Consider the following 15,094-nt stretch of genomic DNA (forward strand, 5'->3'; position numbering starts at 1 on the left):
GCGTGGTCGTTTCCACCTAATAGGTGAGGCGCAGTTTGATCATGCGCACATGTATGCATTGATGGGCACATCCACCAGGCGTTCGCACTGCGGGGCATTGATCTGCCGCTCCGTCAATTCGTGCTTTGTTGAATCCTGTTGGACTTCCGCGGGCTCTCTCGCCCGACACCCCCCACGCTTCATCCGACCGGAAGGCTTCATGAGCATGCGCGCAATCCGCCGTCTCTCCGTCCTCGCCGCCATCGCCGCCCTGACCGTGCCGTTCGGCATGGCTTCCGCCGGAGCCACCGACGCCCAGGCCCCTGCCGCGCGGTCGGCTGCCGCCGACCCGTTCCCGGGCGTGTACATCTCCCCGTGGGGCGATGCCGACGTGGAGCTCAGCGACGAACTGCTGGACTGGATGCGGGACCGCGACATCACGCTGGAGGCCATCAGCCCCTTCGTGATGGCCCCGGACGGCCGGAGCTTCTCCATGCCGATCGGCTCCACGGCAGGGGACGGCCTCGACTCCCGGGGCCGCATCTTCTACCCCGGCGGGCTGAACTTCCGCCACCCTGCCTCCGGTAAGACCATCACGCTGAAGCCGACCTACATCCGCGTGATGCCGACGCCCGGTTACTCCGCGGGCGTCACGGTGAACGGCGTGCCGCGCGCCGATGAACTGATGGTCGCGGACACGACCCCCGCCGAGGCCCTGCTCGGCGCCCGCCCCAGCCCCACGGGCTTCCGCCTGGAGAAGGTGCCGTTCCGCATCACGGCCGAGGCGTCGCAGATGTTCTCCGAGGTGACCGGCGTCGAGGGGCCGCGCGTCGGCAGCCTGCTCGGCACGCTCACCCCGAACTTCGACTACATCCCGGGCCAGTCCTCGCCCACCGGCTTCCCGAGCTTCTGATTTCCCGCCCCCGGCCGGTCCTTCGCGGGCCCGGCCGGGTGCGTCGTGGGCGTGGACCCGCCTTCGTCCCAGCCCTACACAAGCGGCTTGACCGACATCAGCAGATGCTGATGGGCCCCTTCCGCCGGACCTGCCGCCTCGTCCCGTGACGCGTGCCCGGTGACCAGGGCGCGCTGCCCCGGCCCCATCAGCCGGAACCTGACCACCGGGTCGTCGAAGGAGGCCAGCGCGTCCATCAGGTAGGACGGGTTGAAGGCGACCGTCAGTTCATCCCTGTCCATCAGCTCCGCGGGCAGCCGCTGGGACGCCACATCGTCCTCGTACCCCGCCTGGAGAAGCACCGAGCCGTCACGGAAGGCGAGTTGCAGCGGTGAGCCCCCGTCCGCGACCACCGAGACGCGCTTCACCGCCTCGGCCAGCGGCGCACGGTCGGCGACCGCCGTGACCGGGTCCTTCATCGTGAACAGCTTGTCGTGGCGCGGCAGTCGGCCGTCCAGGAGCCGCACCGTCGTGCGCATCCCGTCCAGCTCGAAGCCGGCCGAGCCGCCGTCCAGTGCGAGGCTGACCGGGCCGGCCCCGCCGAAGGAACGGGCGATCTCCGTGAGTCTGCGGGACGGAACGACGACATCGGCCGAGACGTCCCCCGCCGCGGGCTTCCACGCGAGCTTGCGGACCGCGAAGCGGTACCGGTCCGTGGCCGCCAGGGTCATCCGGTCCCCGTCGAGGGCCAGCCGGATCCCGGTCAGCGTCGGCAGGGTGTCGTCCCTTCCCGCGGCCACCACCACATCGGCGACGGCTGCCGCGAACTCCTGGCCGTCCACCGCTCCGAGCACATCAGGCAGCGGCGGCAGGGACGGGTAGTCGTCGAGCGGCAGGACCGACAGGCCGAAGCCGGCGCCGCTGCCCGTCACAGTAAACCGGGAGCCCTCGACCGCGCACTCCACCGCACCCTCGGGCAGCACCCGGCACACGTCCAGCAGCCGGCGGCCCATGACCAGCACCTTGCCGGGCCGTGCGGTCCCGGCCGCTACGTCGATGCGGGCGGACGCCTCGTAGTCGAGGCCGGAGATGCGGAGCCTGCCGCCCGCCGCTTCCAGCAGCAGTCCGCCCAGCACGGGGACGGGCGATCTCGCCGGCAGCACCCGGGCCGCCCAGGCCACGGCGTCCGCGAGCTCGCCGCGTTCGATCCGGAACTCCATGGTGGTGACCTCTCCTCGCGCGCCGGCTGTCTCCGGTCTCCGACGCTAAGGGGCACCACTGACAACGCGACGAGAAGGCGGCTGCGGCCGACGACAGCGGCCACCCCCGTGAGCCGCTGCCGTCGTCCCCCGCACCTTTCCCCCGAAAGGCCCGCAACCGCGTTCGGACTCTAGGGCGTGGGGTAGGCGAGGGAAAGGTTCAGTTCGCACGGTGTGACCGGCCGGAGGTATCAGTTCGCACAGCCGAACCGGTACGCTGCACTCCGGTTTTCTGCCGGGGGTACGGGAGACGGGGACGGGAGCGGCGCAGAAATGCACGCGCGAAGGCGGGCCGACGACGTCATACAGATGCACGGACTCGCCCGGTCGGGCGGCTCCCGGGAGTTGCTGCGCTGGGTGTCGGGGCGCGCGGACGGCTGGGCGGGGCTGCTCGGCGGTGACGGAACCGTTCTGCACGGCGTCGCCAGGGTCCCCGACTCCTCGGCCGTCGGGGCGGCCGCCCTCGCCTCCCAGGGTGCCCGGGAGTTGACCGCGCTCGGTGCCCGCTCCCTCTCCTTCGACCAGGATGCCCACACCGCTCTGCTCTACTCGCTGGACGCGCCGCCGGACGTTCCCGCGCCGGTGCTCGCCGTGGTCGGCCGGCGTCCGCTGTCCGAGGGCCTGTCCACGCTCCTCGCCGACGCGGCCCTGCCGCTGGCCCTGTGCTGGGCGGCCGAGACCGTCGAGCGCAAGCGCCGTCGCGTCGACCTGGCGGAGTCCCGCGGCCGGGAAGCGGTCCTGCACCTGCTGATGACCGGCCAGTTGTCGATCGCGCACCAGGTCGCCGGCGCCCTGAAGCCCAGCCTGCCCGACCCGGTCCGGGTCTGCGTCGTCGAGTGCGCGGGCCGCGACCGGGACGAGGTGGCCCGTATCTGTGCGGACCTCTCCGGCGGCCGGTCCTGGATCGTGCGCTGCCCGGTGTACGCACGCCACCTGATCCTCATCGTGCCCGCGCACCCCGGGCAGGCGGACGGGCGGCTCGGCCCGCAGGTCGCCTCGGTGGTGGACGGCTGCGTCGTCGGCGTCAGCGAGGACGTGACGCTGGCCGACACGGCGACCGCGTACCGCCAGGCGTTCCACGCGCTCGCCGTCGCCCGCGGACTGCCGGAGCGCCACGCCCACTTCGGCGCGGCTCCCGAACTCGCCCTGGTGACCGGCGCGGAGGGCGCCCGGTGGGCGGACGCGCTGCTGGCCCCGCTGCTCGCCCATCTGCCGCGCCGCGGCCAGGACCCGGGCAGCCAGGAACTCGCGGCGACCCTGGCCTCCTGGCTGGCGTTCTCCTCGCACGCGACCGAGCACCTGAAGATCCACCGCAACACTCTGGCCGCACGGCTGCGGCTGATCGGCGAGCTGCTGGGCATGGACCTGAACAGGGTCGCCGACCAGTCCGCGCTCGACCTGGCCCTGCGCATCCGCGCCACGCCGGCCCTGCCGAGGCCCGCGTCCCGGCAGGCCGGCGCCGCCCCGGAGTCCGTACGCTCGCTGGACGAGATCCTGCGCCTGCCCGCGGTCCGTGCCTGGACGGCACAGCAGTTGCAGCCGCTCGGCGCCCCGGGAACGGTCCACGGCTCCGCGGATCCGCACACCACCCTGCGTACCTGGCTGGAGCACGAGGCACAGCTCGGCCCGGCGGCCGCGGCGCTGCGCATCTCCGTGCCCGGGGCGCGCAAGCGGCTGACCCGGCTGGAGACCGTGCTCCAGCGCTCGCTCCTGCGGACCCCGAGCGCCCGCTACGACCTGTGGCTGGCGTTCCGGGCGCTGGACCTCGCGGGTCCCGGATGACCGGAACGGGGGGTGCACCGGGCCGTCGGGCCCGGCACACCCCCCGTTCCCGGGGAGTCCGACCGGTCAGCAGCCGAGGTTCGACCCGGCCGTGGTGCCGAGGATCTGCACGAAGGCCTGGTACTTGGCGATGCGGCTCTGGACCTGGGCGGGGTTGCCGCCGTTGCACTCCAGGGAGCCGTTGATGGAGCGGATCGTCTCGCCGAATCCGGCGCCGTTCACCATGGCGTTGTGGGCCGTCATGGTGCCGGGTCCGTTCTGGGTGTTCCAGTACCAGAGGCCGGTCTTCCAGGCCACGGCGGCGTTCTGCTCGACCAGGTAGGGGTTGCCCAGCAGGTCGATGCCGAGTGCGTCCCCGGCAGCCTTGTAGTTGAAGTTCCAGCTGAGCTGGATCGGACCGCGCCCGTAGTACGCGGCCTGGCCCGCGGGACAGCCGTAGGACTGGCTGGTGTCGCAGTAGTGCGGGTAGTTGGCCGTGTTCTGCTCGACCACGTACACCAGGCCGCCCGTCTCATGGCTGACGTTGGCGAGGAAGGCAGCGGCCTCCTGCTTCTTCACCGTGTCGCTGCCGGTGTTGGCGAAGCCCGGGTAGGCACTGAGTGCGGCGGTCAGGCCGCTGTACGTGTAGAAGGAACTGCGGCCCGGGAACATCTGGTTGAACTGCGCCTCGCTGACGACGAAGCCGTCGGACGAACCCGGGTCACCGGGGTCCGTGCCGCCGCCTCCGCAGCTGCCCTGGTCGGCCCAGACGTCGGAGCTGCCGGGCTTCTCGTTCTGGGTCCACCACTTGGCGGTCCAGTTGTGCCCGTTGTACGAGGCGGAGCCGCCGCCCGTATAGACGGAGGAGGAGTTCCAGGCGGCCGCGCACGCGGCCGCCGAGGCGGTGGTGGCGGGGAGGATGACGACCGTCGCGACGACCGCGACCAGCGCGGCGAGCAGGCCCATGATGCGTTTGATCATGTGATCACTCCTTCGGCGCGGCGCACCGGCTTCGTCGGTGCGCCGCCATGGGGGGTGCGGCCACTCAAGCGGTATTGGTCTGGACCTGTCAAGGTCTAGACCAGAATCCGCAAGCTTTCGTCCGCGGGAGCGTCAACAGGCAAGCCGTGCACCGGGGTTCGTACCGATGATCCCGGTGATCCGCTCGTACCCGGCGACCCGCGCCCGCACCGACGCGGGGTTGCCGCCGTCGCATTCCAGCGCCCCGTTGAGCGACCGGATCGTCTCGCCGAAGCCCGCGCCGCCGACCATGGCGTCGTGCGAGGTCATGGTGCCGGGGCCGTTCTGGGTGTTCCAGTACCAGAGCGCGGTCTGCCAGGCGACGGACGGATCCCGCTCCACCAGCCAGGGGTCGTTCAGCAGATCGAGGCCGAGCGCGTCGCCGGCCGCCTTGTAGTTGAAGTTCCAGCTGAACATGATCGGCCCGCGTCCGTAGTAGGCGGTCTGGCCGGCCGGGCACCCGAACGGCTGGCTGTAGTCGCACTTGCGCCAGTAGTTGGCCTCGTTGATCTCCTTCACGTACTGGAGGCCGACCGATTCGAAGTCGGCGTGCGTCAGGAACGCGGCGGCCTCCCGGCTCCGCATCGCCTCGGTCCCGGTGTTCGCGAAGCGCGGGTAGGCGTGCAGGGCGTCGATCAGGCCCTGGTACGTGTAGAACGGGGCGCGTTCCGGGAAGATCTCGTCGAACTCCGCCTCGCTGACGACGAAGTCGGAGACCCCGCCCGCACAGGCCCCGAGGTCGGACCAGACGGTGGCGGCGCCCGGGTTCTCGTTGCGCGTCCACCACTTCGCCGTCCAGTTGCGGCCGTGGTGCGCGACGGTGCCACCGGCCGCGTAGGCGGTCGAGGAGTCCCAGAGGGACGCGCACGCGGCCGGACCGGCGGGCGCGGCGTGCGCGGGCACGGGGAGGAGGACCGCCGTCGCGACGACGGCACTCAGTGCGGTCAGAAGGCTCCTGATGCGGTTCAAGCGCTGCTCACTCCTTCGACAGGGCGCCCGAACGGGCTCCGCATGCCGTCCGGGCATCCCGACACCCAATCCCGGTTGGTCTGGACCTGTCAAGGTCTGGACCAATCCCTCCTGTCCGAACGGCGGGCGAACACCTGGCGACGGGACCCGGTACTCACCACCACCCGCACCCCACGCCCCCTACGGTGACCCGCACTCGTACAGACGTCCGGCAGCCGAGGAGGAACGGGCCGTGGAGTGGTTCAGCGCCGAGAACATCGTGGCCGTGCTCACCGCCGTGCTGGGCGTCCTCGCCTCCGTGGGCGTGCTCTGGTACGAGCGCCGCGTCCCCCGCCGCAAACGCATCGGCTACCGCGTCCAGATGGACACGCCCATCGGCAGCGACGCCGGCCAGGCGCGGGCCAACGTGCGGCTCGGCCTGTTCGACGAGACGCCGGACATGGCCGACGCCACGCTCGTCCTGCTCCGCATCGAGAACGACGGATCGCAGTCCCTCGACCGCGGCGACTACACCGGCCCGGACGGGCAGCTCCACGGGCTCGTCGTCGAGTTCACCGACCGGCGCGTACGCGGCATCGCCGTCACCCACTCCCCGGGCGCCGACCACCTCATGGACCACTTCACCCCGTCCGAGGGCCTCCGCGGCAGCGGGTCCCTGATCCGGCTGCCCCGCGTCCCGCTCAACCGGGGCGAGCACTTCAAACTCCTGGTCCTGCTGACCGGTTCACGCGTGGGCAGCCCCGTCCGCGTCACCGGCGGCATCCGGGACGGCGAGGTCAGGACGAACACCGCCGCCCGCCCGGACGAGAAACCCCCGCTGTTCGGCAGGGCCGCCCGCTTCATCACCGTGGCCCTGACCGTCTGCGTCGTCACGCTCGCCTCCATCATCCTGATGCGGGACGACACCCCGCCGCCGATCGGCTGCGCCCGCGGCGAGCTGACCGTGACCGGCTCCACCGCCTTCAAACCCGTCCTGGACGAACTGGCGGAGAAGTACGGCAAGGCGTGCGACGGGGCCACCGTCACCGTGGACCCGCACGGCAGCACCGCCGGGATCAGAGAGCTGGCCGAACGGGGCGCCGCGGCCGGGAAGTCCGGCTCGCCCGCCCTCGTGGCCCTCTCCGACGGCCCGAAGCCGAGCGGCTTCCCGCAACTGCGCGAGAACCGCGTCGCCGTCTCGCTCTTCCGTCTGGTCGTCAACGACAAGGTCCCGCTGAAGAACCTCGGCCTGGACGCGATCCGCTCCGTCTACCGCGGCGACATCCGCAACTGGAAGCAGCTCGGCGGCCCCGACCTGCCCGTCCTGCTGGTCAGCCGCGACGCCAACTCCGGCACCCGCGAGGTCTTCCAGCGCCGCGTCCTGGGCCGCAACGAACCCGCCCAGTCCTCCCGCGACTGCGCGACGAAGGACGACCCCGAGGCCCTCGTCATCCGCTGCGAACTCGACTCCACCGACCAGGTCCTGACCGAGGTCGGCCGCCTCGACGGCGCGATCGGCTACAGCGAACTGCGTACGGGCACCAAGCCGGCCGGGGCCCACCAGATCGCCATCGACGGCGCCGCCCCGTCCGTCGACACGATCGGCACCAGCGCCTATCCGTACCGGGAGATCGAGTACGCGTACACGTACGGCAGCCCGCCCGCCGACTCGCTGGCCTCCAGCTTCCTCTCCTACCTCAGCCGGGGCAGCGGCCAGGACGTCATCCGCACCCACGGCCACCTGCCGTGCGCGACTCCGGAAGGGCTGCGGATCTGCGGGGAGGACTGAGTCCGCGCACGAGAAAGGCCGGGGCGCTGAGCGCCCCGGCCTTTCTCTGTTCCCGTATGCCTACGGGAACACCTACGCCTACAGGAACGAGTTGATCTCGATGGTCTCGGTGCGGCCGGGGCCGACACCGATCGCGGAGATCGGGGCGCCGGACATGTCCTCCAGCGCCTTCACGTACGCCTGCGCGTTCTTCGGCAGGTCACCGAAGGTCTTCGCCTTGGTGATGTCCTCGGACCAGCCCGGCAGCATCTCGTAGATCGGCTTCGCGTGGTGGAAGTCGGTCTGGTTGTACGGGAGCTCCTCGACGCGCTTGCCGTCGATCTCGTACGCCACACACACCGGGATCTGCTCCCAGCCGGTCAGCACGTCCAGCTTGGTGAGGAAGAAGTCGGTCAGGCCGTTGACCCGGGTCGCGTACCGCGCGATCGGGGCGTCGAACCAGCCGCAGCGGCGGTCACGGCCGGTGGTGACACCGCGCTCGCCACCGATCCTGCGCAGCGCCTCGCCGTCCTCGTCGAGCAGCTCCGTCGGGAACGGACCGGCGCCCACACGCGTCGTATAGGCCTTGAGGATGCCGATGACCCGGCTGATCTTCGTCGGACCCACACCGGAACCGGTGCAGGCGCCGCCCGCGGTCGGGTTCGACGAGGTGACGAAGGGGTAGGTGCCGTGGTCGACGTCGAGCAGGGTGCCCTGACCGCCCTCGAAGAGGACGACCTTGCCCTCGTCGATGGCGTTGTTCAGGATCAGCGTCGTGTCGGCGACGTAGGGCTTGATCTGCTCCGCGTACTGGAGCATGTCCTCGACGACCTTGCCGGCCTCGATGGCGCGCCGGTTGAAGACCTTGGCCAGAAGCTGGTTCTTCTGCTCCAGGGCCGCCTCGACCTTCTGCTCCAGGATCGACTCGTCGTAGAGGTCCTGGACGCGGATGCCGACCCGGTTGATCTTGTCCGCGTACGTCGGGCCGATACCGCGCCCGGTCGTACCGATCTTGCGCTTGCCGAGGAACCGTTCCGTCACCTTGTCGACGGTGACGTTGTACGGAGTGATCAAATGGGCATTGCCGCTGATCAGCAGCTTGGACGTGTCCACGCCGCGGTCGTTCAGCCCACTCAGCTCGGAGAGCAGGACCGCAGGGTCGACGACGACACCGTTACCGATGACCGGGGTACACCCCGGTGACAGGATTCCGGAGGGGAGGAGATGCAGTGCGTACTTCTGGTCACCGACGACCACCGTGTGGCCGGCATTGTTGCCGCCCTGGTAGCGCACCACATAGTCCACGGATCCACCGAGGAGGTCGGTGGCCTTTCCCTTGCCCTCGTCACCCCACTGAGCACCGAGCAGCACAAGTGCGGGCACAGGCGTACACCCCTTCCGGGCGGGGCATGTCCAAGGTCAGGGGGCGTACGTAAACGCCGTACATGCCGTACGACGTTGTACGACAAGGCCTGAACCGTCGAACCGGGTGCCCCGGAATAGACGAAGCCCCTGGCGCAATAGCGCAAGGGGCTCTTGCACCAAGATGCTACCCGAGGAAGGACCGAGGTGTCGGCTGCCCAGCCCCCCGGTAACGGTGCGCCCCATCTGCTGGTGGTGATCGATCCGGTCGCCCGCCGCACGGACGGTGAGTCCGTCCGGATCGCAAAAGACGTGTTGAGCGCCGGTTCGCACGCCAAGATCTGCCTCCCCGACGGGCCCGAGGAGTTCGCCCGGGCCCTGTCCCGGCGCGGTGCCCGCAGGCCTGTGGTGATCGGCGACGACCGGGCGCTGCGGCGCGCCGTGGCCCTCCTCCACCGGGAGCGAGAACCGGCCACGAGCGCCCTTTCGCTCATCCCGGTCGGGGCCGCGGCGGCGCTGGAACTCGCGCACTCGCTCGGCGTGCCGACGGGCGCGGTGGCGGCGGCGCGCACGGCGCTGGACGGCGCGGTGCGCCGGCTGGACCTGCTGGTCGACGACAGCGACGGCGTCGTCCTCGACGCGCTTCGGATCCCGGCCCTGACCGGTGCACCGGGCACACAACCGGACCGCACGGGCGTCACCGCGGTCTGGGACACCTGCCGCTCCCTGGTCCGCACCCTCGTACGCCCCGCACCCTCGGCCCCGCCCGGACCGCCGGCCACGCACCGGCTGCGCGTCGAGGCGGACGGCGTCGTGCTGAACGATCTGGGCCGCCCGGTCGAGTCGGTGACGCTGACCTCGGGCTGCCGCGGCGGCCGGGCCGAGGTCACGATCCACGCGCCCGGCGGCGACCCGATGACCACGGAGGCCAGGGCCGTCACGGTCTCCGGCGCGGACTTCCGCTACCGCGCGGACATACAGGTGGCCGGCCCGGTGCGGACCCGGACGTGGACCGTACGGGCGGGGGCCTGGGGGCTGATGCTGCCGGTGGCGGAGGGATAACTCCGCCCGTGGGGCGGAGCCGGATGGGTTCCGGCACTTCGGAGGAGTCGGGTCGGTCGGACCGTTCGGGTGAGTGCGGCTGACCTCAGGCGGACGCGGAGCCGGCGATGTCCGTGTCCGGGCCCGTTCGGACGGCTGCGGCGGCGCCCGGCCTCCGGGTACCGCGGCCGGGCCGGGGCGGGACCGGGCATCGACCCGGTGCCGGTGCGCGCCCGGCGCCGTTCAGGCGTCCGGCAGGTCCTCGGCCGTCGGCAGGCCGAGGGTCTTGCGGTGCTCCTCCCAGCGGTCCATCATCGCGCCCAGCTCCGACTGCATGAACTCGAAGAACGCCGCCGTCTCGGCGATCCGGGCGCCGGCCGGGGTGTGTTCCCCGAGCGTGCGGGCGCCGTCCCTGAGGGTGTTCTCCCAGCGGGTGAGCACGCGGTCGCGGCCGGCGAAGGTGGTGTACCAGATCTCGTTGTGCAGGCGGTAGCGGTCGCGGCGCGAGCCCGGATCCCGTTCGCGGCCGACCATGCTGACCTGGGTGAGGTAGGTGATCGCGCCGGAGACGGCGGCGGGGCTGATCTGCAGGGCCAGGGCGAGCTCGGCCGAGGTCATCGAGGCGTCGTCGTCGGCGAGCAGCGCGGCGAAGACGCGGGAGGCCATCCGCTGCATGCCCGCCTCGGTCATCTCCGACGCGAACCGCTCGACGAACCGCGCGACCGCCTCCGCGTCACGGTCCTCGCGCCCCTGGGCGGCGCCATCCGGCTCGCGTGTGTCCGCGGTCTCGCTGCTCATCGACCCCTCGTCCTTCCGACATCATCGGGCCCTTGTCACCCGTACTGAGTTTATACGGTTCCTTAACTTCACAAGTTTGTGAACGTAGCGTACGTTCAGAATCATGACGAAGGCAATCACCGTGGCCGGGCTGCACAAGGCGTTCGGCCGGACGCATGCGCTGGACGGGCTCGACCTGACCGTCGAGTCCGGTGAGGTCCACGGCTTCCTCGGGCCGAACGGATCGGGGAAGTCCACCACCATCCGGGTCCTGCTGGGCCTGCTGCGGCCCGATTCCGGCGCCGCCCAGCTGCTCGGCCGCGACCCCTGGCGCGACGCGGTGGAGCTGCACCGGCGCGTGGCGTACGTCCCCGGGGACGTCACGCTGTGGCGCAACCTCTCGGGCGGCGAGGTGATCGATCTGTACGGGCGACTGCGCGGCGGCCTCGACGACACCCGGCGCGCGGACCTCGTCGAACGGTTCGAGCTCGACCCGACGAAGAAGGGGCGGACGTACTCGAAGGGCAACCGGCAGAAGGTGGCCCTGGTGGCCGCGTTCGCCTCCGATGCGGACCTGCTGATCCTCGACGAGCCGACCAGCGGGCTCGACCCGCTGATGGAGGAGGTCTTCCAGAGCTGCGTCACCGAAGCACGCGACCGCGGACGGACAGTGCTGCTCTCCAGCCACATCCTCAGCGAGGTCGAGTCCCTCTGCGACCGCGTCAGCATCATCCGGGCGGGCCGCACGGTGGAGACCGGCTCCCTGGCCGGCATGCGCCATCTGACCCGGACGAACATCACCGCCGAGCTGGCGGAAGCCCCCGGCGGCCTGGGGCAGCTGCCCGGGGTGCACGACCTCGACATCCGGGGGCATCAGGTCTCGCTCCAGGTCGACACGGACAAGCTGGACGCCGTCCTCAAGTCACTCTCCGCGTCCGGGGTCCGGTCCCTGACCAGCACACCGCCCACCCTGGAGGAGCTCTTCCTCCGTCACTACACGGCGGACGCGGAACAGGACGCGGGGCAGAGTGCCGGTCAGGGCACGGGGGTGGCGGCGCGATGACTGCCCTGACCATGACCGCGACGGGCCGCACGGGACGCCGGGCCGGGACCGGGCAGCTCGCGGGGACCTGGCCCCTGCTGCAGCTCGCCCTGCGGCGCGACCGCGTCATCATGCCCCTCTGGGTGCTGGTGCTGGGCGGCTCGTTCTCGTCCGTCGGGCGGTCCATAGCCTCGCTCTACGGGACGGCCGCCCAACGCACCGAGCTCGCCGCCTCGATGAACGGCAACAGCTCGTTGCGCGCGATGTACGGGCCGGCGTTCGGCGACTCCGTGGGCGCGCTCGTCAGCTGGCGCATGATCGCCTTCGGCGCCGCGCTGGCCGGGGTGATGAGCCTGGTCGTCGTCGTGCGCCATACCCGGGAGGAAGAGGAGACCGGCCGTCAGGAGATGCTCTCCTCCGCCATGGTGGGGCGGCGGGCACCGCTCACCGCCGCTCTGCTCGCCGCCCTGATCGCCAACGCCGCGCTGGGGCTGGTGATCGTGGCGGGGATGGCCGCGTCGGGCACGGGCGGTGCCGGCGCGGTGGCGCTCGCCTCGGCCGTCGCCGGTGTCGGTGCGCTGTTCGCGTGCACCGCCGCGATCGCCGCCCAGTTCACCGAGAGCGCGCGGCTCGCGAAAGGGCTGACGGCTGCGGTGATCGGTGCCGCGTTCGTCCTGAAGGCGGCGGGCGACTCCGCGACGGACGACGGCTCGTCCGTCCTCACGTGGCTCTCCCCACTCGGATGGGCCGAGAACGTCCGGCCCTACGCGGACGACCGGTGGTGGGTGCTTCTCGTGACGGCCGGCGCCGTGGCCGTGCAGTGCGCCGTGGCGTACGCGCTGACCGGCCGGCGCGATGTCGGCATGAGCTTCCTGGCGACGCGGCCGGGGCCCGCCCGGGGCCGGATCTCCACCGCCCTCGGCCTCGCGGTGCGCCTCCAGCGCGGTGCGCTCCTGGGATGGACGGCGTCGTTCGCCGCGGTCGGCGTCGTCTTCGGCGGGCTGACCGGCGGCGCGGCGGATCTCGTCGGGGACAACGAGAAGACGAAGCAGATCTTCGAGCGCATGGGCGGCCAGTCCGGTCTGACCGATGCGTTCCTCGCCTCGATGGTCTCCGTACTCGGCACGGTGGCGGCGCTGTACATCGTCTCCTCGGTGCTGCGGCTGCACGGCGAGGAGACCGCCGGGCGGGCGGAACCGGTGCTCGCGGGCGCCGTCGGCCGGACGGGCTGGGCCGTCGGCCATCTGCTGCTCGCCTTCGGCGGCGCCGCCCTGATCATGACGGTCGGCGGCCTCGGACTGGCGGTGGGCTACGGACACGAACTCCCCGCCGTGCTGGGCGCCTCGCTGGTGCAACTGCCCGCCGTCTGGCTGCTGGGCGGGGTGACGGTCCTGTTGTACGGGGTGCTGCCGAAAGCCGCAGCGGCGGGCTGGGGCCTGGTAGGTCTCTGCCTGGCGCTGGGCTGGATAGGCCCTGCCATGGATCTGCCGCAGCCCGTGATGGACGTGTCGCCGTTCACGCACCTGCCCAAGCTGCCGGGGGCGGCGGCCATGGAGTGGGGGCCGGTGGTGTTCCTCACCGCGGGCGCGATGGTGCTGGTGGCGGCCGGCCTGGCGGCACTGCGCCGGCGCGACATGCTGACCTGAGGGGGTTGCCGGGACGCGGGGACGAAAACCGGGGGGACGAGGGCGGGGGCGGAGGGAGACGGGGCCCGCCCCTCGGCCGCCCAGGCCCCCGCCGCGCCCGTGCGTCAGAGCTCGACGCGGAGTTCCTTCACTCCCCGGATCACGTAACCCGGGTTCCACTCCGGTTCCGCGACCAGCCGCATGCCGGGCGCCCGGCGCAGCAACTCACCGAAGGAGGTGACCAGTTCCACCCGGGCCAGGGGCGCCCCGAGACAGAAGTGGATGCCCGCGCCGAAGGTGATGTGCGGGTTCTCCCGCCGGGCGAGGTCCAGTGTGTCCGGGTCCGGGAAGCGGGCCGGGTCGCGGTTGGCCGAGCCGAAGAGGAGGGCCACCTCCGAGCCGCGCGGAATGACCGTGCCGCCGATCTCGATGTCGTCGAGCACCCAGCGTTCGAACATCTGCAACGGGGTGTCGTAGCGCATGAGCTCCTCCACCGCAGTGGGCAGCAGGCCGTGGTCCGCCCGCAGAGCGGCCAGCTGCTCCGGGTGCCGAAGCAGCGTCCACCAGCCGTTCACGGTGGTGTTGACGGTCGCCTCGTGGCCCGCGTTCAGCAGCAGCACGCAGGTGGAGACCATCTCCTGTTCGGTCAGCCGCTCGCCCTCGTCATGGGCGGCGATGAGCGCGGAGATCAGGTCCGTCCCCGGGTTGCCGCGCCGCTCGGCGATCAGTTCCCGCAGGTACGAGGAGAAGTCGAGGGAGGCGCGGACGGCGGCCCGGGCGGTCTCCTCGGACGGGTTGAGCTCGAACATTCCGCAGATCGCCGCCGACCAGGGCCGCAACGGGGCGCGGTCGGACTCCGGAATGCCGAGCATCTCCGCGATGACGGCGACGGGCAGCGGCTCGGCGACCGCCGTCAGCAGATCGCCGCCGCCCTGCGCGACGAAATCGTCGACGAGCCCGGCGGCGAGCCGCTGAACGGTCGGAACGAGCTGTTCGACCGTGCGCGGGGTGAACGCCTTGGAGACGAGTCGCCGGATCCGTGTGTGGTCCGGCGGTTCGAGGTCCAGCAGCCCCTGCCCGTTCAGCGTCTCGAACGGCTCGTGCGCGGCGGGCGGCGGCGTCCGGCCGAACTCCTCGTGCGTGAACCGGTGCAGGTACGTCCGGCCCAGCCGTCGGTCGCGCAGCAGAGCCGACACGTCGGCGTAGTGCGGGACGAGCCACTGATCGGTCGGCTCGAAATAGTGCGCCCGGCCGGTGGCACGCAGCTCGGCGTAGGCGGGGTACGGATCGGCGACGAACGCCGCCGACCAGGGATCGAACGGGGCGGCGGGGCCGGAGTCGGCGCGCGAGGGCTGGTCCATGGACCGACGCTAACCGGCCACCTGCCCCCGGGCCAGCCCTGCTCGCGGACCGGCACCCGCCCCCGCCCGGGGCCGCGGACCGGCACCCGTCCCCGCCCGGGGCTGCGGACCGGCACCCATCCCCGCCCGGGGTCGCTGCCCCCGCGGACCGGCATCCACCCCCGCCGAGCCCCCGACGCCCGCCCCCGCCGAGCCCCCCTTGCCCGCGGACCGACGCGCACCCCCACCCAGACCCTTGCCTGCGGACGGACGCGCCCCG

12 protein-coding genes are annotated in these 15,094 nt (G+C 71.8%); 6 read left to right on the forward strand and 6 right to left on the reverse strand.

What is annotated here, in order from left to right:
• Positions 1–199: 199 nt before the first annotated feature.
• Positions 200–892, forward strand: a complete 693-nt coding sequence (locus tag ACIQMX_RS35570; RefSeq protein ID WP_363075153.1) for a hypothetical protein — start codon at positions 200–202, stop codon at positions 890–892.
• A 74-nt stretch (positions 893–966) separates the two neighbouring features.
• On the opposite strand, the gene dnaN is transcribed toward ACIQMX_RS35570, so the two are convergent.
• Entirely contained in the window at positions 967–2,091 is a 1,125-nt protein-coding gene (gene dnaN, locus ACIQMX_RS35575) for a DNA polymerase III subunit beta (RefSeq protein ID WP_402484314.1), read from the reverse strand.
• Between the two features lie 312 nt (positions 2,092–2,403).
• Here dnaN and ACIQMX_RS35580 point away from each other — a divergent pair, with 312 nt between their 5' ends.
• The gene (locus tag ACIQMX_RS35580) at positions 2,404–3,912 is read left to right on the forward strand and encodes a helix-turn-helix domain-containing protein (RefSeq protein ID WP_402484316.1); all 1,509 of its coding nucleotides are present in this window, start codon (positions 2,404–2,406) and stop codon (positions 3,910–3,912) included.
• A gap of 66 nt (positions 3,913–3,978) precedes the next feature.
• Here the strand turns inward: ACIQMX_RS35580 and ACIQMX_RS35585 are convergent, their stop codons facing one another.
• Together ACIQMX_RS35585 and ACIQMX_RS35590 are read right to left on the reverse strand one after the other, a co-directional pair.
• The gene (locus ACIQMX_RS35585; RefSeq protein WP_363075147.1) at positions 3,979–4,872 is read right to left on the reverse strand and encodes a glycoside hydrolase family 19 protein; all 894 of its coding nucleotides are present in this window, start codon (positions 4,870–4,872) and stop codon (positions 3,979–3,981) included.
• A gap of 132 nt (positions 4,873–5,004) precedes the next feature.
• Positions 5,005–5,937 carry a glycoside hydrolase family 19 protein gene (locus ACIQMX_RS35590; protein WP_402484318.1) on the reverse strand — a complete coding sequence of 311 codons (933 nt, stop codon included), beginning with the start codon at positions 5,935–5,937 and terminating at the stop codon, positions 5,005–5,007.
• Positions 5,938–6,112: 175 nt separating this feature from the next.
• On the opposite strand from ACIQMX_RS35590, the gene ACIQMX_RS35595 reads away from it, so the two are divergent.
• Positions 6,113–7,648, forward strand: coding sequence for a substrate-binding domain-containing protein (locus ACIQMX_RS35595; RefSeq protein ID WP_402484320.1), 1,536 nt, complete (start codon positions 6,113–6,115; stop codon positions 7,646–7,648).
• A 78-nt stretch (positions 7,649–7,726) separates the two neighbouring features.
• Here ACIQMX_RS35595 and ACIQMX_RS35600 read toward each other — a convergent pair whose 3' ends face one another.
• A complete protein-coding gene (locus ACIQMX_RS35600) occupies positions 7,727–9,010 on the reverse strand; it encodes an adenylosuccinate synthase (RefSeq protein ID WP_148019912.1) in 1,284 nt (427 codons plus the stop codon).
• A gap of 186 nt (positions 9,011–9,196) precedes the next feature.
• Here ACIQMX_RS35600 and ACIQMX_RS35605 point away from each other — a divergent pair, with 186 nt between their 5' ends.
• Positions 9,197–10,051 carry a diacylglycerol kinase gene (locus ACIQMX_RS35605; RefSeq protein ID WP_363075141.1) on the forward strand — a complete coding sequence of 285 codons (855 nt, stop codon included), beginning with the start codon at positions 9,197–9,199 and terminating at the stop codon, positions 10,049–10,051.
• A 222-nt stretch (positions 10,052–10,273) separates the two neighbouring features.
• Here the strand turns inward: ACIQMX_RS35605 and ACIQMX_RS35610 are convergent, their stop codons facing one another.
• The gene (locus tag ACIQMX_RS35610; RefSeq protein WP_363075139.1) at positions 10,274–10,828 is read right to left on the reverse strand and encodes a MarR family transcriptional regulator; all 555 of its coding nucleotides are present in this window, start codon (positions 10,826–10,828) and stop codon (positions 10,274–10,276) included.
• Positions 10,829–10,931: 103 nt separating this feature from the next.
• Between ACIQMX_RS35610 and ACIQMX_RS35615 the strand changes: the two genes are divergently transcribed.
• On the forward strand, positions 10,932–11,870 hold the full coding sequence (locus ACIQMX_RS35615; RefSeq protein WP_402484323.1) for an ATP-binding cassette domain-containing protein: 939 nt from the start codon (positions 10,932–10,934) through the stop codon (positions 11,868–11,870).
• Complete coding sequence (locus ACIQMX_RS35620; protein WP_402484325.1) at positions 11,867–13,495, forward strand: ABC transporter permease; 1,629 nt, start codon at positions 11,867–11,869, stop codon at positions 13,493–13,495. The genes ACIQMX_RS35615 and ACIQMX_RS35620 overlap by 4 nt, the downstream gene beginning before the upstream one ends.
• A 104-nt stretch (positions 13,496–13,599) precedes the next feature.
• Here the strand turns inward: ACIQMX_RS35620 and ACIQMX_RS35625 are convergent, their stop codons facing one another.
• On the reverse strand, positions 13,600–14,835 hold the full coding sequence (locus tag ACIQMX_RS35625) for a cytochrome P450 (protein WP_363075133.1): 1,236 nt from the start codon (positions 14,833–14,835) through the stop codon (positions 13,600–13,602).
• Between the last annotated feature and the right edge of the window lie 259 nt (positions 14,836–15,094).

It is taken from the genome of Streptomyces sp. NPDC091416, from assembly GCF_044756845.1.
GTDB lineage: Bacteria > Actinomycetota > Actinomycetes > Streptomycetales > Streptomycetaceae > Streptomyces.

What these genes read in the sequence shown, in the direction of transcription:
- ACIQMX_RS35570 (WP_363075153.1), top strand. Translation starts at nt 200, where the DNA reads ATGAGCATGCGCGCAATCCGCCGTCTCTCCGTCCTCGCCGCCATCGCC.
- dnaN (WP_402484314.1), bottom strand. Translation starts at nt 2,091, where the DNA reads ATGGAGTTCCGGATCGAACGCGGCGAGCTCGCGGACGCCGTGGCCTGG.
- ACIQMX_RS35580 (WP_402484316.1), top strand. Translation starts at nt 2,404, where the DNA reads ATGCACGCGCGAAGGCGGGCCGACGACGTCATACAGATGCACGGACTC.
- ACIQMX_RS35585 (WP_363075147.1), bottom strand. Translation starts at nt 4,872, where the DNA reads ATGATCAAACGCATCATGGGCCTGCTCGCCGCGCTGGTCGCGGTCGTC.
- ACIQMX_RS35590 (WP_402484318.1), bottom strand. Translation starts at nt 5,937, where the DNA reads ATGCCCGGACGGCATGCGGAGCCCGTTCGGGCGCCCTGTCGAAGGAGT.
- ACIQMX_RS35610 (WP_363075139.1), bottom strand. Translation starts at nt 10,828, where the DNA reads ATGAGCAGCGAGACCGCGGACACACGCGAGCCGGATGGCGCCGCCCAG.
- ACIQMX_RS35615 (WP_402484323.1), top strand. Translation starts at nt 10,932, where the DNA reads ATGACGAAGGCAATCACCGTGGCCGGGCTGCACAAGGCGTTCGGCCGG.
- ACIQMX_RS35620 (WP_402484325.1), top strand. Translation starts at nt 11,867, where the DNA reads ATGACTGCCCTGACCATGACCGCGACGGGCCGCACGGGACGCCGGGCC.
- ACIQMX_RS35625 (WP_363075133.1), bottom strand. Translation starts at nt 14,835, where the DNA reads ATGGACCAGCCCTCGCGCGCCGACTCCGGCCCCGCCGCCCCGTTCGAT.